Consider the following 18581-nt stretch of genomic DNA (forward strand, 5'->3'; position numbering starts at 1 on the left):
TTACTCTCCTTTATCTTGTGCGACCAAGGTATCCAATTCCTGGATGACCTGGTCAATTTCAGCTTGGTCATGGGCCGTTGCGCCACTGGCCAAGGCGTGGCCCCCGCCACCGTGTTGCTTGGCTAAGCCGTTGATCGAAGGACCCTTCGACCGCAACCGAATGCGGTAAGTGTGGTCCTTAACTTCGACGAAGAACGCCCAGGCCTTGACCGTGGTGATCTTGCCAGGCAACGGGACCACGGCTGACGTTGAATCGGTCTCCGCTAACTCGAAGGGTTCTAAGTCCGCATCGCTTAACTTCAAATAAGCCGCCCCACTTGGCAGGATGGTCAAATTCTGATAAACGTACGCCGATAAGCGCGCCATAGCTGGCGAAATTTCGTCTTCGGCCTGGTTGACGTCGTTGGCGGAAAAGCCCGTGGTCATCAATTGCCCCGCCACAGCCATGGTATGCGCCGAGGTAGCCGGGTACATGAAGCGGCCCGTATCCCCGACGATGCCGGCGTAGAATAACCGCGCGGCCTCTTGGGGCAACGTCAATTCCGCTTCGTTGGCGGTGTAAAAGTCCGTTAGTAATTCCGAGGTACTCGACGCCTGATCGTCGACCCATTGGAGGTCACCAAAGGCGTCGTCGTTAGGGTGGTGGTCGATCTTAATCACGGCCTTACCCGTTTCCCAACGCGCATCGTCGACCCGCGGCTGATTGGCCGTGTCGACCACAATGACTAAAGCGTCTTTATATTGGTCGTCACTGACATTCTGGTCGGCTTGGCCTAACCAGTCAAAACCAGGATAGTGCTTACCTACCGCTAAGATGGTCTTAGCGGGAAAACTAGCCCGTAAAATGGTTCGTAAGCCTAGTTGGGCGCCCACACAATCCGGGTCTGGATGCTGGTGTCGGTGGATAATAATGGTCTGGTAACGTTTGATTTCTTCTAAAATGGCGGTTTGAATTGCCATGCTGTTCACCCGTTCTTTCCGATTGGCGGGTTGCTCCCGCCGCAATACTGCGTTTCAGTATACAAGTTTTAGGGGGTAATTTCAAAGAAAGTCTGCCTTAATCCCCCCATAAAGGCAGGCGGACGTTTTCAAAAGTCTGTGCAGCCAGACTGGTGATGGTGATGCCTAGCAAACGAATCTGTTCATCGGGCGTCGCCACCTCATGGTACAACTCCAGCGCTAACTCGTAGTAATTTTCTGCTTCGTTGGTCAAAAAATCTTCCTGAGTCACCCGCTTGGTCACCGTGGTAAAGTCGCTGGTCCGCAACTTCAAGACCAGCGTTTTACCGTGCCGCTGTTTACGGGCCACGGCCTGAGCCACCAGTTCGGCCAAGTGACGCAACTGGTTCTCCACCTCACCACTAGTAGTTAACGGCGGACCATACGTCCGTTCTTTACCGATGGACTTGCGTTCCCGTTGATAAGCCACTGGCCGCTCGTCGATGCCGCGGACCCGCTGATACAAGACGTAGCCGAACTTCCCAAAGTCGTGAATCAATTCCAGTTGCGAGCGCTGGTAGAGGTCAGCCCCGGTCTGGATGCCCAAATCGTGCATCTTGGGGACGGTCTTCTTACCCACGCCCCGGAAGCGCTCGATGGGCAGTGCCATCAAAAAATCATGGGCGTCTTCGGGTAAAATCACGCTGACACCGACCGGTTTGCGAAAATCCGAGGCTTCCTTGGCCAAAAATTTACTGTAAGAAATCCCCGTCGAGCAAGTCAAATGGGTCTGATCATAGATTTCAGCTTGGATTTCGTGGGCCACCTGCACGGCCGAATGCAGATGGTGCTTATTTTCAGTTACATCCAGATAGGCTTCGTCAAAGGCGACCGGTTCGATTTTATCTGTGTACTCGTGAAAAATGCGGTGAATCTGGTTAGAGATTTCCCGGTAGTGGGGAAAATTCGGTGTCTGAAAGATGGCTTGCGGGCAAAGTTTCAACGCTTCGTTGGCACTCATTGCCGAGTGAACACCATGCTTTCTGGCCCGATAATTGGCGGTGGTCACTACGCCACGCCCACCGGTCTTACGGGGATCCTTGGCGATGATCAACGGGTGGCGTTTGAATTCTGGGTGGTCCCGTTCCTCAATAGACGCGTAAAAGGCATCCATGTCGACATGAATGATTTTGCGTTGCGTAAATTTTGCGTCAATCATTGAACACACCACCCTTCCCCGTTGATTATTATTATACCAGAACGTTTGTTTGCTTGCACGCTTAGCGCTAAAAAAAAACGACCCCCAAAAGGAGTCGCCGGGTCATCAAGCTTACTTCTTGGCACTATCGTTGGCATCGTCGTCAGACTTCGGTGCATCGTCAGCTTGATCATCTGTTTTAGTTGCCGTTGGTTGTTGCGTGTCGGCTGGTTGGTCCGCCGGCTTTGCGGGTGCGGCCGCGGCTGGCTTAGCAGCCGGTGCAGTGACCGCTTGTGGGCCTTGGGACGTCACTTGCGCAATCGCCCGTAAGTCAAAGACCAAATAAATCCCGTCACAATCCAAGGTGACTGTTTTGTCGGTTTGGTTGATTTCATCGATGACCCCGTGTAACCGGCCAATCGTGATGACATGATCACCCTTCTTCAACTGGATCATCATGTCCCGGTGCTTCTTTTGTTGCTTTTGTTGCGGCCGCAACATTAAGAAGTACATTAAGGCCAAGAAAACGACCAAAATAATTAACGTCGAGTACTGGCCGCCTGCGGCAACTACAAGATTACTTAACACATTGGTTCACTCCTTCGTATCCTATCTAATGAACAACTTTACCAGACTCCAAGGAATCCGTCCAATTATTTCTAAAAGTTCTTCGGATGTTCGGCATTATAGCCATACGTGTCGAAGACCTCCGCCCGCAAGTCCAACAAACTGTCATTTTGGATTGCCTGGCGCACCCGTTTCATCAGGTGGTGTAAGAAATACAAATTATGGTAACTGGCTAACCGGAGACCAAAATCCTCGTCCGCCTTGAACAAATGCCGCAAGTAGGCCCGACTATAATGCTGGCAAGTATAGCAATCGCAATCCGGGTCAATGGGCCGAAAATCCCGGGCATACTTGGCGTTTTTGACCACCAAACGACCGTGGGTGGTCATGCAAGTCCCTTTCCGGGCAATCCGAGTAGGTAAAACACAGTCGAACATGTCGACGCCACGAATCACCCCGTCAATCAGGGAATCAGCAGTCCCGACGCCCATCAGATAGCGGGGTTTGCTCGTTGGCAGGAGCGGGGTCGTCAAGGCTAAGATGCGGTTCATCTCGTCCTTGGATTCGCCCACGGAAAGCCCCCCAATCGAATAACCCGGAAAGTCCAAGCTGACCAAGTCCCGGGCGGATTCACGTCGCAAGTCTTCGTAACCGGCGCCCTGTACGATGCCAAACAACCCCTGGTAATCGGGGTGGGCGTGGGCTTTTAACCCCCGTTCTGCCCAGCGCGAGGTCCGCTCGACCGAGTGTTTGACATAATCGTAACTTTCAAAGAACGGCGGGCATTCATCCAAACTCATCATGATATCAGGCCCCAGTTGGTTTTGAATGTGAATCGCCTTTTCCGGCGACAAAAACAACCGGTCACCGTTGACCGCGTTACGGAAATGAACGCCTTCCTCGGTCAGTCGCCGGTTCTTCGCCAGCGAGAAGACCTGAAAGCCCCCTGAATCGGTCAAAATTCCTTTGGGCCAATTCATGAACCGGTGCAGGCCTCCCGCCTCGGCTATCAGGTCTGCCCCCGGTTGGAGCCACAGGTGATAAGTATTGGCCAAAATGACCTGTGAGCCCATCTCGTCCAGTTCCTCGGGACTGATGGCCCCCTTCATGGCCGCTTGAGTCCCGACCGGCATGAACATCGGGGTCGCAAAGGTCCCGTGGGGCGTCATGAGTTCACCCAACCGCGCTCCGGTGTGCTTTTCGGTCTTGATCAAACGATACTTAATCGCGGGTTCCATGCTGTCCCTCCAATTATTTGATAAACATTGCATCCCCAAAGCTAAAGAAACGGTAACGTTCAGCGATGGCGTGCTGATAAGCGGCCAGAATCTGCTCGCGCCCCGTAAAGGCGGCCACCAGCATAATCAAGGTCGACTTAGGCAAGTGAAAGTTAGTGATAAACGCGTCAACGACCTGCCAATGGTAACCCGGACGAATGAAGATGTCTGTCCAGCCGGAGTCGGCGCGTATCTCACCGTGAAACTTGGTGCCAATGGTCTCCAAGGTGCGAATCGACGTGGTCCCGGTGGCAATGATTCGCCCCCCGTTTTGCCGGACCTGATTCAAGGTCGCGGCGGACTTTTCGTCCAACCGATAAAATTCGCTGTGCATCTTGTGGTCGTCCACGTTTTCTTCTTCGACCGGCCGGAAGGTACCTAACCCGACGTGTAACGTCAGGTACACCAGCTTGGCCCCCTTAGCCACGGCCTGGTCCAGTAACGCCTGAGTCCAGTGTAACCCTGCCGTGGGGGCGGCCGCCGAGCCGTTTTCCTTGGCGTAAACCGTTTGGTAACGGTCGGCATCAGCCAACTTTTCTTTGATGTAAGGCGGCAACGGCGTTTCACCCAGTTGTTCCAGGATTTCCATAAAAATGCCCTGGTAGTGAAATTCGATCAGCCGAATCCCATCTTCACGTTCTTCAGTCACGGTCGCCGTTAACTGACCGGCCCCAAAGCTAACGGTGGTGCCAACTCGTAAACGTTTGGCCGGTTTCATCAAAGTCTCCCAGACATCACCAGCCACGTTATGCAACAGTAAGACTTCGACGTGACCACCGGTATCTTCTTTGACCCCATACAATCGGGCGGGCATCACCCGGGAATTGTTCATGACGATGGCGTCCCCCGGGTGAATCTCCGCCAAAATATCGTAAAAGTGCTTGTCGGTCAATTGGCCTGTGCGGTGGTCCAAGACCAATAACCGCGACGCATCCCGGTGCTCGATTGGCGTTTGCGCAATCAGCTCCGGTGGCAACTCGTAATCGTAATCCGCTAGTGTCGTCATCGTCAGCATCCCCCTTTAACCTTAGTCTTTGGGTTTAAACTGCCGGCCCAGGTGTTGGTAACCCGCTTCGGTCACCACGCGGCCCTTCGCCGTGCGCTTCAAAAACCCTCGTTGTAACAGGTACGGCTCATACATCGCCGCTACCGTCTCGGTCTCTTCACCAATGTTAGCGGCTAATGTGTTCAACCCGACCGGACCGCCATCGTAATAGTCGATCATGGTGGTCAGTAACTTGATATCTGTCGAGTCTAACCCGGCGGAATCGACCCGTAATAGCGTCAGCGCGTGGTCGACGATCTCCGGGTCAATGGTGTCGTGGTCCGGGGAGACTTCCGCAAAGTCGCGGACCCGCTTCAACAGCCGGTTAGCGATTCGCGGCGTCCCCCGCGACCGGAGCGCAATTGCGTGGGCCCCGCCCGTCGCAATCGGTGTCTGGAAAATGTCGGCCGACCGCAAGACGATTTCTTCGAGGTCCTGCGCGTTGTAATACGCCATGTGTTCCACGATGCCAAAGCGATCCCGTAATGGTGCCGACAATAATCCGGCTCGTGTCGTCGCCCCAATCAACGTGAACGGCGGTAACGGGAAGTGGACCGGGTGCGCAGTTGGGCCCTGCCCCACCACGATATCGATGTAAAAGTCTTCCATTGCCGAGTACAACATTTCTTCGACGATTTTCGGTAACCGGTGAATCTCATCGATAAACAGGATATCACCGGGCTGCAATTCATTGAGCAACGCGACCAAGTCCCCCGGTTTTTCGATAGCCGGGCCACTGGTCGTGCGAATCTGCACCCCCATTTCGTTGGCAATCACCCAAGCCAGCGTGGTTTTCCCGAGTCCCGGTGGCCCATACAACAGAACGTGGTCCAAGGACTCTTCGCGTTGCTTAGCGGCTTTGATATACACATTTAATTCGTGCTTGATGGGCGCCTGGCCGATGTACTGCCCCAATGTCTGGGGTCGTAAGGATTTTTCTACGGAGTCTTCCCGCGCATCTTCCGGTTCTGGTGACACAATGCGGTCGTCATCTGCCATACACGACCCCTCCTTTCTCATTTGCCATTACTTGGTCAAGAGCCGTAAGCCCTCACTCAAGTATTCGTTCGTGTCTTGACCCGCTAACTGCTTGAGTTGCGGGGTAATCTTTTTGACGGCGGCTTCCCGGTAGCCCAAAGCTTGCAACGCCGCCAACGCGTCGTCGAGCTGGGCGTTGGTCGTGCCCGTGGCAACGGCCTCCGGTTTGAACAGGTCCGGCGACTCGTTATCCGCTAAGTCATCCAACTTGCCTTGCAAATCTAAGACCAACTGGCCCGCGGTCTTCTTGCCCACACCAGGAAACTTAGTCAAAAAGCTGATGTCGTTGGTCTTGATGGCGACCATCAGTCCCTGGTGGTCTGGATTGGCCAGAATCGCCAAAGCACTCTTGGGCCCGATTCCACTCACGTTGATCAGTTTCAAAAACAATTGCTTTTCCGCATAGTCTGCAAACCCGTAAAGGGTCTGGGCCGAGTCACTGACCGCCTGATAGACGTAAATCGTGACTTCTTGGTCTTGGGTGTAGCGGTAGGGATTGGCCGTGTTGACCAAGTAGCCAACGCCCTGCACATCGACCACGATATGGTCGGGTTTGATGGCCGCCACGGTCCCTCGTAGGTATTCATACATGCCGCTTGATTCTCCTTTTAGAAACATACGTTTGCTTTTTTAAATTGTACCATATTCGCACCAACAATTACGGAGAAACTACTCGCCCCAATCATCCCCGCTATGGTGTGGATCTTGAATCCGTTTAAACAAGCGTTCCAAATCTTGGTCGGTAAAGTGAACCAGTACCGGGCGGCCGTGAGGACAGTTGAACGGGTTCTCGGCGGTCGCTAGCTTGGCCAAGAGGGCTTGGGCCTGTTGACCATCCAGATGGTGGTTCGCCTTGATGGCTCGCTTACAACTCATCATGATGGCGGTCTTCTCTCGAAAGGCAGCCACGGTCAACTTACCGTCCCGTAAGACCCAGTCGATCATTTCTTTGATGGTCGCCGTTTCCTGGCCAGCCTTGAACCAGGTCGGGTGCTCGTGGACGATGAAACTGTTCGGTCCAAACGACTCCAAGTGAATCCCAACACTCGCTAAGGTATCTAAATGGTCGTTCAATGCCAGGATGTCCGTAGTCGGGTAATCCAAGACGATAGGCACCAGCAACTTCTGTTCATCGTCACCGACCTCGCCAATCGCCTGGCGGTAATACTCGTAGTTGACTCGCTCTTGAGCGGCGTGTTGGTCAATCAGGTACAAACCATCGTCCGCTTCCGCCAGTAAATAAGTCCCGTGGACCTGCCCCAAGTAGCGCAGTTGGGGGAACCGAGGTTGCGGCGACGTGGGCTGGGCTGGCGCCGTGGCCACTTGTGGTGCGGGGTCCGGTGCTCCTAACGCCCAGACCTTGCCCTCATGCTGGTACTTGGCATCAAACGCCTGGACCGCCGGCAACTGTAATTCGGCGGCCGACTGTACCATCACCGGTTCGACCGGGTTAGTCGTCGGCGTGGTCATCGGTGCGGGTCCCACTGGGCGGTCGGCACTTTCAGTCGCAGCCGTTTCCGGTGCCGTGGCGGCTGATTGAGCCGTGAGCGAAGCCGCGGACCTTGCGTGCGGGGCGGCCGCTAAGCTACTAGTCGGCGCGTGTTTTTGGGAGACCTGGTTCAACGCCATGGTCAACTGGTCACTGGCCGGTTCGGTCCGAGATTTTTTCGGCATCTCGCTGAAAACATCCGGAATTAAGTTCTCCTGAGACAAGCGTTGAAAGACGGTAGTCTGAATCAACTTGGTCAGATCCGCTTCCTGACTGATCCGGACTTCTTGCTTGGTCGGGTGCACGTTCACATCTACCAGCAACGGGTCCATGGTGATGGCCAGCACCGCAAGCGGGTACCGGCCGACCATCAACTTCGAGCCGTAACCGGCGACTAGGGCCTTACTCAACTGGTAGTTATGGATGTAGCGACCATTCAGCAGTATCGAGATATATTGCCGGCTGGCCCGGGTCAGTTCTGGTAGGCTCACGTACCCACTCACCTTGAAGTCGGGCGTCTCACCAGAGATAGCCACCATCTTACGAGCGCTTTGGACCCCGTAGATGCCGGCGATCACCTGCTGGAGGTCACCACGACCACTGGTCCGCGTTAATTCGCGGCCATTATGCACCAGCGAAAAAGCGATGTCGGGATAACTCAACGCGATACGATTAACGATGTCCGTAATTTTAGACAACTCGGTCGTCGGTGATTTCAAATACTTCAACCGGGCCGGGACGTTGCCGAATAGGTCTTTGACCGTGACGTCGGTCCCCTTACGGGCGGCCGCGGGCTCGTGGGCCACAATCTTGCCCCCCACGTTATGAATCATAGTGCCAACGCTGCCCGTGGACGTGGTCAACGTGACGTCGGCCACCGAGGCAATACTCGGTAAAGCCTCACCCCGAAACCCCAGTGATTTGACCTTAAAGAGGTCCCGCCGGTCAGTAATTTTGCTAGTCGCGTGGCGCTTAAAAGCCATCTCAACGTCTTCGTCGGCGATACCGTCACCGTCATCGACCACCGAGATGCGTTTCAAGCCAGACTCCTCCACGGTGATGTCCACCTGGGTACTGTGCGCGTCAATGGCGTTTTCCACTAATTCCTTGACCACGGAAGCGGGGCGTTCGACCACCTCACCCGCCGCAATCTGGTCGGCTAGTACCGAGGCTAGTTCATGAATTTTCGCCATTGTGACCCTTCCTTTCGCTTAGTTTTATCGGCGCGCATCTTGGCCGCCGTCTTGTCTTATTTGTTCAATTTCTGCTGCCACTGGTAGACCTGGTTCATGATAGCCATCGGCGTCATCCCCATTAAGTTCAAGTCCTTCAATTGGGCTAAAACCTTGGCTTGAGTGGGGTCGACCTCCGGTTCATCCGTAAACAGGGACAGTTGTTGGTCGGCATCCGTTGGTTGTGGTTTGGGTGTCACCGCATCGCTGGTTGCTGCCGGCGTCGCGGACACAGCCGAAACGGATTGTTCCGCAACGGTACTAGTACTGGTACTGGCACTGACCGGACTGGTTGTAGCAAACTGTGACTCAGCAGAAGCCACATTAGGGTGATCATGCGTCAGTTCCTTGGCCACGGTCGGTGCACTGGCGGCTTGTTGTTCCAACTCACCTAAAATCACGTCGGCCCGTTTGAGTAACGACTCCGGCATCCCCGCCAGTTTTGCCACGTGGATCCCATATGACTTATCGGCAGGACCAGGCTGGACCTGGTGTAAGAAGACCAAATCACCATCTTGTTCGACCGCGCCCACGTGCACGTTACGTAACGCAGGGAGCACGGTGTCTAAGGCCGTTAATTCATGGTAGTGAGTCGAGAACAGCGTTTTCGCGTGAACATGGTTGTGCACAAACTCCACGATGGCCTGGGCTAACGCCATCCCATCGTAGGTTGCGGTCCCCCGCCCGATTTCGTCAAAGAGGATCAGGCTATTTTCGGTGGCCTGGCTGAGTGCTCGGTTAGCTTCCTGCATTTCCACCATGAAGGTACTCTGGCCCGAAATCAGGTCGTCGGCCGCCCCAATACGCGTGAAGATTTGGTCAAAAATCGGCATCTGCGCGCTTTCCGCTGGGACGAAGCACCCCATCTGCGCGATGATGACCGTTAACGCTAGTTGCCGCATGTAGGTACTCTTCCCGGACATGTTCGGCCCCGTAATCAGTAAGATGGTGGTGTCGTCGGGCATCTCGACGTCATTGGGCACGTAGGACTGGCGCCCTAACACCTTCTCCACGACCGGGTGCCGGCCCTGCTTGATATCCAAGACGTGCCCCGTAGTAAAAGTCGGTTTCACAAAGTGGTAATTTTCGCTGACCACGGCAAAGCTCTGTAACACATCGAGACTCGCAATCGCTGCGGCTAATTTCTGAAGGCGCGTGATAGCAGACTTGACCTGCTCGCGTAAGTCTACGAACAACTTGTATTCCAAAGCGACCGACTTTTCTTCCGCTTCCAGGATCAAGCGTTCTTTATCCTTTAATTCAGGCGTCGAGAACCGTTCTGCGTTGGCTAAGGTCTGCTTGCGTTCGTATCGGTCCGCCGGTAACTTGTCCAAATTGACCTTGGTCACTTCGATGTAATAGCCAAAAACGTGGTTATAGCCAATCTTCAAGTTGTTGATTCCGGTGACTTCGCGTTCGTGGGCTTCCATCTCAGCCAACCACTGTTTGCCATTACGCATGGCGTCGCGATAGGTGTCTAATTGGTCGTTGTACCCATCTTTAATGAGACCCCCGTCGGTGACCGACAATGGTGGTTCGGGGACGATAGCGGCCTTGATGGCCGCTGCCACGTCGTCGACCGGGTCCAGTTGCGTCAGCAACGGGTCAAAAACTGCTTCATCCAGTTCCGCTAGGGTGTGCTTGATTTGTGGCACCTGTTCTAGTGAGGTCTGGAGTTGGATCAAGTCCCGGCCGTTGACGCTACCAAAGGCGACCCGGCCGGCTAAGCGTTCCAAATCATAGACCTTGACCAGTTCATCTTGGAGACTGTTGCGCTCGAAATAGTGGTCCAGTAAGGCACCCACCCGCGCCTGCCGGGTCTCGATTTGCTGCCGATCGATTAACGGGCGGTCGAGCCACTGCTTAAGCAGTCGGCCCCCCATCGCCGTCTTGGTCTCGTCCAGCAACCAGAGTAAGGTCCCAGACTTCTTTTTGGTCCGCAGATTTTGGGTCAGTTCCAGGTTTACCTGTGACGAGTGGTCAAACTTCAAGAACGACGTGGGCTTGTAGGCCACTGCTCGTTGCAAATGCGCTAAGCTGCGTTTTTGGGTCACTGTCACGTAGGTCACCAATAAGCCCACGACTTGTTGTAAGCGGGGATCGGTCAGGTCTTGTTGGACGTAACTGACCTCAGCGCTAGGTTCAACGGTCTCCTGCTTAGAGATTAAAATCCCCATCTTCTGCAATTGGTTGGTCAAGGCCGTGGGCACACTGTCGTCCACCACGACTTCTTTGGTCTGTAAACTCATCAGTTCATTCATGACCGTGGTCCGGCTATCGATAGCGGCCGCCTTGAGCTCTCCGGTCGAAAGGTCCGTGTAAGCCAGGTTATATTGGTCGGCCTGCGGCATCATCAAGGCCGTCAAATAGTTGTTCCGTTTGGCCCCAGCTGCGCCCGTATCGGTCTGGGTCCCAGGCGTCACCAGTTGGATGACTTCCCGTTTGACCATCCCTTTGGCCAATTTTGGATCCTCCATCTGTTCACAGATAGCGACCTTGTAGCCCTGGTCGACCAAGATGTCCACGTAGTTTTGGACCGCCTTATGCGGTACCCCACACATCGGAATGGGGTTCTTCGAGCTGTGACTTCTCGTCGTCAGCGTTAATTCAAGTAATTGTGACCCCTTAACGGCGTCGTCATTAAACATTTCGTAAAAGTCCCCGAGCCGGTAGAATAAAAAGGCATCGGGATATTGATCCTTGATTTTTTGGTATTGAACCATCATCGGGGTTAGCTTTGGTGTACTCATGAAAATTCTGTCATCCTTCCATTTCCGTCGTCCTAGCCTTGATAGGGATGCTCGGGACTGATTAAAATCTCCCGAATGGCGGTCGCGTGGCCCGTCTTGTCGTTGAGGTCGATCACACACCCCGATAACAGCCCCGGTCCCTGTTCTTGGACCGTGTAGCGGGCTGGTCGTTGATTCTCGAACTTGGTGATGACACTGTCAGCCTGCATCCCTAAGATGCTGTCGGCTGGACCGGTCATCCCCACTTCGGTCAAAAAGGCCGTCTGGTGGTCCAGGACCTGGGCGTCACTGGTCTGCACGTGGGTGTGGGTGCCGACGACACCTGACACATTGCCGGTAAAGCGCATGGCAAAGGCCCGCTTTTCACTGGTGACCTCCCCGTGGAAGTCGACGAAGACAAACGGCGTGTCCAATTGTGGCAACAGCGCCGTCATTTTGGCAAACGGGTCATCGACCAATTGGTTCATGAAGACGCGCCCTTGCAGGTTGACCACGGCCAACGACTGTTGGTTGACCTTGACCTTGGTCCAGCCCTGTCCCGGTGTCTCACCCGGGAAGTTGGCGGGCCGGACCAACCGGTTCGCATCATCGATAAAGTCAAACAACTCCGCGTTATCCCAGGTGTGGTTCCCCATAGTCACCACGTCGGCGCCATCTTTCAATAATTGCTTATAAATTTTATAACTGATTCCGCGGCCCACCGGTGTGGAATTTTCGCCGTTGACGATGGTCACTTGGGGCTTTAAGTCCCGTTTCAATTGGGGCAAATACTCGTGAATCATGGCCTGCCCAACGTTTCCGACCACGTCACCAACAAATAAAATACGCATTTTCGTTCCCCTATCTGGGCGGGTCGTTGCCGCCACTTCAAATATTGTCTATTTTACCATGCTTCTTTAGGTTATGACGTAAAAAAGCTAGGACCTAGGGCCTAGCTTCTCTGACTTATTTTGCATATTCAACTGACCGAACTTCCCGAATCACGGAAACTTTGACGTGGCCCGGATAATCCAGGTCACTTTCAATGCGTTTCTTGATGTCGCGGGCCAAGACCACGGCATCCGTATCGGAAATCTTCTCCGGCCGCACAATGACCCGAACTTCCCGTCCCGCTTGAATGGCAAAGCTATGGTCGACCCCGTCAAATTCATTGGCGATGGTCTCCAGTTTGTCTAAGCGGTGAATGTAGCTTTCCAGGGAATCCGAACGTGCTCCCGGTCGGGTCGCAGAAATCGTATCCGCGGTCTCGACCAGTTCCGCAATCACAGATTGCGGAGCCGTCTGATCTGCTTGCGCCGCGATGGCGTTTACCACGGTCGAACTTTCCCGGTATTTCTTCGCCAGTTCCGTTCCGAGGGTGATAAATGAACTGTCATCTTCGTGCTCTGCAGCGCGGCCAATATCATGTAGTAATCCTGCACGTTTTGCTAACGTAACATCCTCACCGAGTTCAGCGGCCAAGACCCCAGTGATCTTCGCCACTTCAATAGAATGGGCTAACGCATTTTGCCCGTGAGAAATCCGGAAATTCAAGCGACCCACGAGCTTGATCAGTTCGGGATGCATCGAATGAATTCCCAAATCAAAGGTTGCTTGCTCACCGAGTTCTCGGATACGTTCGCCGAGTTCCTTCTTCGCTTTGGCAACCATTTCTTCAATTCGTGCCGGATGAATCCGGCCATCTTGAATCAACTTCTCTAGCGCGATCTTCGCGACTTCGCGCCGCAACGGATCAAATCCGCTCAAGACGACTGCCTCGGGCGTATCATCAATAATAAGATCAATTCCGGTCAGCGTTTCTAAGGTCCGAATATTACGACCCTCACGCCCAATGATTCGACCCTTCATGTCGTCGTTCGGCAACGTCACAACGGTAATCGTCGTTTCGGTCACCATGTCGGCGGCACTGCGTTGAATCGCGGAGACGATTAAGTCCTTCGCGTTCGCTTCGGCCGTCTTGCGGGCAGTTTCTTCGCTCTCCTTGATCATTTTGGCACGTTCCCCGGCCAAAGTCGTTTTGGCTTCGGAAATAATCAGGTCCCGTGCGTCTTCCTGGGATAAGGCCGCAACGGATTCAACCGTTGCCTGCCGTTTTTCAATCAGTGAGTCTGCTTGTTGCTGCTTACGAGTTAAGTTCTGCTCTTCAGCACTCAGCTTTTTGTCCCGCCGGTTCAAAGCGTTTTCACGCTTCTCTAGTGAGTTATCTTTCCGGTCCAACGTCTCTTCACGCTGAATCAACCGATCCTCTTGTTTTTGAACTTCGGCTCGGCGTTGCTTGAGCTCCTGTTCAACTTCCGCGCGGTACTTATGACTGTCCTCTTTAGCCCCTAACAGAGCCTCTTTAGTAGCCGTTTCAGCTTGTTTATGTGCCTCCGCTAATACACCCTTGGCCGTGTACTTTGCAGCGTCTAACTGTCGTTCGTGAACGGATTTCCGTAAATAATAACCACCCACGACACCAACAACGATAGCGATGATTGCGAGGATTATGCTTGGAACACTCATGATTCCACCTCCGCATCATCAAAAATGACTAATTAAAAATCAGACTTTTTAAGATGTTTATATGATAACTGACACAAACTTAATTTTAATAGTTGCTAGGGGGCCTGTCAACTAAACTCACCAGAAACCCCGACTAAGTTCAAAAATCAGTTCAAGCCGCATGGCTTCACGGTAGACGAGCAATTGCCGGCTTACAAAAAACGCTCAGCCAGTGGTCATTCCATTGGCTGAGCGTTTCTCAAATCGTTTCGTCAGTTAGTTATTTGGTTGAATGGGGTTGAATCACCGTCGCACCAGGCGTTGTATCCGGTTTGGCTGTCCCCTTAGTCGCAGCTGCTTTATCGGCTGTCTTGGTTGCCGACTTTGTTGACTTAGCGTCGTCCTTGGTCTTTGCCTTGGACTTGCCCGCTGCTTCATCGTCATTGGCGTCTTCATCAGCCACCCCGTAGGCCTTACGAACCCGTTGGTTGACCTCAGCCATCATGTCCGGGTGGTCCGCTAAATACTGCTTAGCGTTCTCGCGGCCTTGACCAATCCGGTCTTCACCGTAAGAATACCAGGACCCACTCTTGTCCACGATGTCCTTTTCGACCGCCATGTCGAGCAATTCACCCGTCTGGGAAATTCCTTGGCCATACATGATGTCGACCTCGGCTTTCTTAAACGGCGGCGCAACCTTGTTCTTCACGACCTTGATCCGGGTCCGGTTCCCAATCACGTCCGTGCCGTTCTTGATCTGTTCGGCCCGCCGAATCTCCAGGCGAATCGTCGAATAGAACTTCAAAGCCCGACCACCGGGCGTAACTTCTGGGTTCCCAAACATGACCCCAACTTTTTCCCGAATCTGGTTGATAAAGAGGGCAATGGTCTTGGTCTTGTTGATGGTCCCGGATAGTTTCCGGAGTGCTTGGGACATCAACCGGGCCTGTAACCCCACGTGGGCGTCACCCATTTCGCCTTCGATTTCAGCCCGTGGAACCAGGGCTGCCACGGAGTCAATGACCACGATGTCGACCGCTCCCGAAGAAATCAGCGCATCCGTAATCTGTAACCCTTGTTCTCCGGTATCCGGTTGAGACAGCAAGAGATTGTCAATATCTACCCCGAGAGCCGTCGCATAGGCGGGATCCAAGGCATTTTCGGCATCGATGTAGGCCGCCGTACCGCCGCGCTTTTGCACTTCGGCTACCGCGTGTAAGGCAACGGTCGTTTTCCCAGATGATTCAGGACCGTAAATCTCAACGATTCGGCCCCGTGGGTAACCCCCGACACCTAAGGCCACGTCCAAAGCCAACGAGCCAGATGGCACCGTCAAGACTTGTGTCTTGGCATCGTCACCCATCCGCATGATGGAGCCCTTACCGAAATCTTTTTCGATCTTCTTCAGCGCTTTATCTAACGCCGCTTGTCGTTCGTCAGCCATTCAAATCCTCCTTTAATCGCTCTTAAACATTCAAGTAATACTATACCGGCATTAGGGACAAAATGCAAGCAAAACCAGAACAAAAGTTCCCCTTATTTTGCTGCCGGGATCAGTCGCCGTAACCAATCTAAACCGGTCAAAACCGATCGCATCCGGATGTCTCCGCGGGTGCCCGCAAAGTGCATCAATTTGGCCTGGGGAGCCTGTCCCCGTTGGGCTAACCCTAACCAAACGGTTCCCGCTGGTTGCCCTTCGAGGCTATCGGGACCCGCAACACCGGTGAAACTAAGGGCTAAGTCCGTGTCGAGCAACTTCCGCGACCGTTCGGCCATTTCCTTAGCTGTGGCTTCACTAACGACCCCGTCATTATCGATAATCCGTTGCGGAATCCCCAACAAGTCGTGTTTGGCCCGGTTGGCGTAGGTCACGAATCCTCCGGGAAAGACAGCCGACACCCCGGGAATCGATCCGATAGTACTCTGGAATTCACCAGCCGTTAAGCTTTCGGCACCGGTAATCGTCAGATGCTGGTCGATCAATCGCTGAACCACCACGTTGGCTAAACTATTGTCGTCGCCGTACCCATACAGGTAGTCACCGACTCGTTCCTTGATGGTGGCCGTCATTTGGTCGAGCAACGTCTGCGCTTCAGCACTTCCCGTAGTGCTGGCCGTCAAACGCAACGTTACCTCGTTGCGCTTGGCGTAGGAGGCAATAGTCGGATTAGTCTGGTGCTCGATGAGGTCGCCCAACTTAGTGGTCAGCTGACTCTCCCCGATACCAAAGAAACGGAGGACCCGCGACGTTAGGTATTCGTGGCGTTGGTAAGCCGCTCGTAACGCTGGCACGGCTTCGTGCGTCATCATCGGTTGCATCTCACTTGGTGGACCGGGCAACAGTAACATGTCGGCCTCGTCATCCGGAGCCTGGTAAAAGGCCCCCACGGCCATCCCCGTACTGTTCTTCAGGGGTTGACTCCCTGCTAGATACAGTGCTTGAAGGCGATTGTTCGGCGTCAAGGGTTTACCAGTCGTCGCAAAGTGGTTTTTAATCTTCGTCATGGCCGCTTCGTTTTCAACTAGCTTCACGCCCAGCAAGTGGGCAACAGTCTGTTTGGTCAAATCATCTTTCGTGGGACCCAAGCCACCACTGATGACGACTAAATCACTGCGCGAACGTGCCTGTTTCACCACACCGGTCAACCGGTCCGCATTATCGCCGACTAGGGAATGATAATAGACCTCAATCCCGGCTCCTGCCAGTTCACGGGCAATGAACGCCGAATTAGTATCGACGACCTGCCCTAATAAAATTTCCGTTCCCACTGCAATAATCTCTGCTTGCATGGTCACCCCTCCTAAACAATCTTAGTAAGCTCCGTTAAGCGTAACATTCTTTTTTCTGACCGCGCCAAAAATGAGTCTGAGAATTCTCAGACTCATTTCGAATTGGCGCAGTCCACCGAGAAATCGGTCCCGGTGCACCGCTATTCTGCGGAAGAGTCCGCAAAAACTTCCCGGTTCTGCACGAAGTAGTCGATTCCCGAGTAAATCGTGAAGAACAGGCAAATATAAAAGAAAATTAACGCCATGGGAATATTCAATGTACTGAACCCAATGTTGTTCAGCAACAGCAAGATAATCCCAACCATTTGCGTCGTGGTCTTGATCTTACCCGGCCAAGCCGCCGCTAAAACGCGACCGCCAGTCTCCACGACGATTAACCGTAAGCCGGTCACGGCAAGTTCTCGGCAGACGATGATGGCCACGCCCCAAGCCGGGACGGCACCCATCGCGACCAACAGAATAAAGGCCGTCATCACAATCATCTTATCCGCCAACGGGTCAGCGAACTTCCCAAAGTTCGTCACCAGGTGTTGACGCCGGGCAATCTGCCCGTCCAAAAAATCCGTGATTGACGCCGCCGCAAAGATCAGCGCCCCCCACACTTGAGTCACCGGAATGGTGGTCCCCAACCACGTTACCGTTCCCCAATTAAGGGGCAACACTAGGATTAACAAGAAAATGGGAATCATAATGATTCGTATTAAGGTCAAACGATTTGGAACGTTCACAACCTATTCCTCCTTTAGCTCACTCACTGACACAAAAAAAGCGTCCCGGTCGTCAACGGACCGACCCGCTCCCCCCTGTGCATTATTTGAATTTCAACGTCACGTCTTGAACTTGCGTACTATTGGTGCTGGAACTACTGCTGGTCGTGGCCCCAGTCGTGCTCGAACTACTGCTCGAGGCTGAACTGGTACTCGTGGCCGAATTAAAGTTAAACTTCTTACCATTCAACGTGACCGTTGTGACTGGTGCGTTTCCGAACTTAAAGGTCACACTCGATGCTGAGCTGGGAATCGTCAGCGTGTGTGTGGTCGATGACGACAACGTCCCTTGCCAAGTCGTAGACCCCCCAACTGAAACGGCAATCCAACTGCTCCCAGTTGCCGACAACTTAACGGTCCGCTTACTTGGCGCGTTCTTCAGTTCCCAAGTCGACCCGGACGACGTTGAGCTCAGTTGCTTAAAGCTCGCCGTTGCGGCCTTCTTTTTCGATGATGACTTCTTCGACGACGACTGGCTACTGGACGAGCTACTGCTGGATGAACTGCTCCCTGAGACGCTCACGGCGCTGCTGTCCACGTTTTGCTTTTCCGTCGAGTGACCACTTTTAGCCGCCGCGACCCAGATGCCAACCAATACTAACAGGACCACAATCACGATCCCGGTAATCGGAATGATCCGCCGCATCTTTAAGTAGCGATCGTCATCCTTGCGTTGCTGTGAACGGGTCTCTGGATTACTTTCGTTGACCTTGTCCGCGTATTCTTGAGTCTGGGTACTTGGTAACGCACTGTCGAACTGTTTAAGGAGTTCGGCACCGTCTAAATCAACCATGTCCGCGTATTGCTTGATGAAGGCCCGCACGTAGAAATCCCCCGGAAGTTCATCGAATTGCTGGTCCTCGATGGCAATCAAGTACCGTTTTTGAATCTTGGTTGCCTGTTGTAAGTCGTCCAACGTGAACCCTTTGGCAATCCGCGCGTCCTTCAGCGTTTTTCCCAGTGTAATTTTGTTGTTCTCGCTCATGTTTAAACTCTCCATTTAAT

The 18581-nt window shown here is 53.5% G+C and carries 15 protein-coding genes; all 15 read right to left on the minus strand.

Features of this window, described 5'->3' with window-relative positions:
• Window positions 1–960, minus strand: a complete 960-nt coding sequence (locus DXH47_RS01190) for a DHH family phosphoesterase (RefSeq protein WP_129031265.1) — start codon at window positions 958–960, stop codon at window positions 1–3.
• Between the two features lie 97 nt (window positions 961–1057).
• Window positions 1058–2158, minus strand: a complete 1101-nt coding sequence (dinB, locus tag DXH47_RS01195; RefSeq protein ID WP_129031266.1) for a DNA polymerase IV — start codon at window positions 2156–2158, stop codon at window positions 1058–1060.
• A gap of 111 nt (window positions 2159–2269) precedes the next feature.
• The gene (gene yajC, locus DXH47_RS01200; protein WP_225423472.1) at window positions 2270–2725 is read right to left on the minus strand and encodes a preprotein translocase subunit YajC; all 456 of its coding nucleotides are present in this window, start codon (window positions 2723–2725) and stop codon (window positions 2270–2272) included.
• A 71-nt stretch (window positions 2726–2796) separates the two neighbouring features.
• On the minus strand, window positions 2797–3942 hold the full coding sequence (tgt, locus tag DXH47_RS01205) for a tRNA guanosine(34) transglycosylase Tgt (protein ID WP_129031267.1): 1146 nt from the start codon (window positions 3940–3942) through the stop codon (window positions 2797–2799).
• Between the two features lie 13 nt (window positions 3943–3955).
• Complete coding sequence (gene queA, locus DXH47_RS01210; protein WP_170954927.1) at window positions 3956–4993, minus strand: tRNA preQ1(34) S-adenosylmethionine ribosyltransferase-isomerase QueA; 1038 nt, start codon at window positions 4991–4993, stop codon at window positions 3956–3958.
• Window positions 4994–5008: 15 nt separating this feature from the next.
• On the minus strand, window positions 5009–6025 hold the full coding sequence (gene ruvB / locus DXH47_RS01215) for a Holliday junction branch migration DNA helicase RuvB (RefSeq protein ID WP_129031269.1): 1017 nt from the start codon (window positions 6023–6025) through the stop codon (window positions 5009–5011).
• 27 nt (window positions 6026–6052) lie between these two features.
• A complete protein-coding gene (gene ruvA, locus DXH47_RS01220) occupies window positions 6053–6655 on the minus strand; it encodes a Holliday junction branch migration protein RuvA (protein WP_129031270.1) in 603 nt (200 codons plus the stop codon).
• A 78-nt stretch (window positions 6656–6733) separates the two neighbouring features.
• Window positions 6734–8746 (minus strand): DNA mismatch repair endonuclease MutL, encoded by a 2013-nt coding sequence (gene mutL, locus DXH47_RS01225; RefSeq protein ID WP_129031271.1) that lies wholly within the window; start codon window positions 8744–8746, stop codon window positions 6734–6736.
• A 56-nt stretch (window positions 8747–8802) separates the two neighbouring features.
• The gene (gene mutS, locus DXH47_RS01230) at window positions 8803–11535 is read right to left on the minus strand and encodes a DNA mismatch repair protein MutS (RefSeq protein WP_129031272.1); all 2733 of its coding nucleotides are present in this window, start codon (window positions 11533–11535) and stop codon (window positions 8803–8805) included.
• A 32-nt stretch (window positions 11536–11567) separates the two neighbouring features.
• Window positions 11568–12365 (minus strand): TIGR00282 family metallophosphoesterase, encoded by a 798-nt coding sequence (locus tag DXH47_RS01235; RefSeq protein ID WP_129031273.1) that lies wholly within the window; start codon window positions 12363–12365, stop codon window positions 11568–11570.
• 115 nt (window positions 12366–12480) lie between these two features.
• Complete coding sequence (gene rny / locus DXH47_RS01240; RefSeq protein WP_129031274.1) at window positions 12481–14040, minus strand: ribonuclease Y; 1560 nt, start codon at window positions 14038–14040, stop codon at window positions 12481–12483.
• A gap of 259 nt (window positions 14041–14299) precedes the next feature.
• Window positions 14300–15463 carry a recombinase RecA gene (gene recA / locus DXH47_RS01245; protein WP_225423473.1) on the minus strand — a complete coding sequence of 388 codons (1164 nt, stop codon included), beginning with the start codon at window positions 15461–15463 and terminating at the stop codon, window positions 14300–14302.
• A 92-nt stretch (window positions 15464–15555) separates the two neighbouring features.
• Window positions 15556–16809 carry a competence/damage-inducible protein A gene (locus DXH47_RS01250; protein WP_129031275.1) on the minus strand — a complete coding sequence of 418 codons (1254 nt, stop codon included), beginning with the start codon at window positions 16807–16809 and terminating at the stop codon, window positions 15556–15558.
• A gap of 140 nt (window positions 16810–16949) precedes the next feature.
• Window positions 16950–17537: a CDP-diacylglycerol--glycerol-3-phosphate 3-phosphatidyltransferase gene (gene pgsA, locus DXH47_RS01255; protein WP_129031276.1), complete on the minus strand. Its 588-nt coding sequence runs from the start codon at window positions 17535–17537 to the stop codon at window positions 16950–16952.
• 82 nt (window positions 17538–17619) lie between these two features.
• Window positions 17620–18561: a helix-turn-helix domain-containing protein gene (locus DXH47_RS01260; RefSeq protein WP_129031277.1), complete on the minus strand. Its 942-nt coding sequence runs from the start codon at window positions 18559–18561 to the stop codon at window positions 17620–17622.
• Between the last annotated feature and the right edge of the window lie 20 nt (window positions 18562–18581).

It is taken from the genome of Levilactobacillus suantsaii (genome assembly GCF_004115745.1).
In the GTDB taxonomy this organism is placed as follows: Bacteria; Bacillota; Bacilli; order Lactobacillales; family Lactobacillaceae; genus Levilactobacillus; species Levilactobacillus suantsaii.

Excerpts from the sequence above, each read along its gene's own strand:
- tgt (WP_129031267.1), bottom strand. The coding sequence starts at position 3,942 with ATGGAACCCGCGATTAAGTATCGTTTGATCAAGACCGAAAAGCACACC.
- mutS (WP_129031272.1), bottom strand. The coding sequence starts at position 11,535 with ATGAGTACACCAAAGCTAACCCCGATGATGGTTCAATACCAAAAAATC.
- DXH47_RS01250 (WP_129031275.1), bottom strand. The coding sequence starts at position 16,809 with ATGCAAGCAGAGATTATTGCAGTGGGAACGGAAATTTTATTAGGGCAG.
- mutL (WP_129031271.1), bottom strand. The coding sequence starts at position 8,746 with ATGGCGAAAATTCATGAACTAGCCTCGGTACTAGCCGACCAGATTGCG.
- DXH47_RS01190 (WP_129031265.1), bottom strand. The coding sequence starts at position 960 with ATGGCAATTCAAACCGCCATTTTAGAAGAAATCAAACGTTACCAGACC.
- rny (WP_129031274.1), bottom strand. The coding sequence starts at position 14,040 with ATGAGTGTTCCAAGCATAATCCTCGCAATCATCGCTATCGTTGTTGGT.
- dinB (WP_129031266.1), bottom strand. The coding sequence starts at position 2,158 with ATGATTGACGCAAAATTTACGCAACGCAAAATCATTCATGTCGACATG.
- recA (WP_225423473.1), bottom strand. The coding sequence starts at position 15,463 with ATGGCTGACGAACGACAAGCGGCGTTAGATAAAGCGCTGAAGAAGATC.
- ruvA (WP_129031270.1), bottom strand. The coding sequence starts at position 6,655 with ATGTATGAATACCTACGAGGGACCGTGGCGGCCATCAAACCCGACCAT.
- DXH47_RS01235 (WP_129031273.1), bottom strand. The coding sequence starts at position 12,365 with ATGCGTATTTTATTTGTTGGTGACGTGGTCGGAAACGTTGGGCAGGCC.
- DXH47_RS01260 (WP_129031277.1), bottom strand. The coding sequence starts at position 18,561 with ATGAGCGAGAACAACAAAATTACACTGGGAAAAACGCTGAAGGACGCG.
- ruvB (WP_129031269.1), bottom strand. The coding sequence starts at position 6,025 with ATGGCAGATGACGACCGCATTGTGTCACCAGAACCGGAAGATGCGCGG.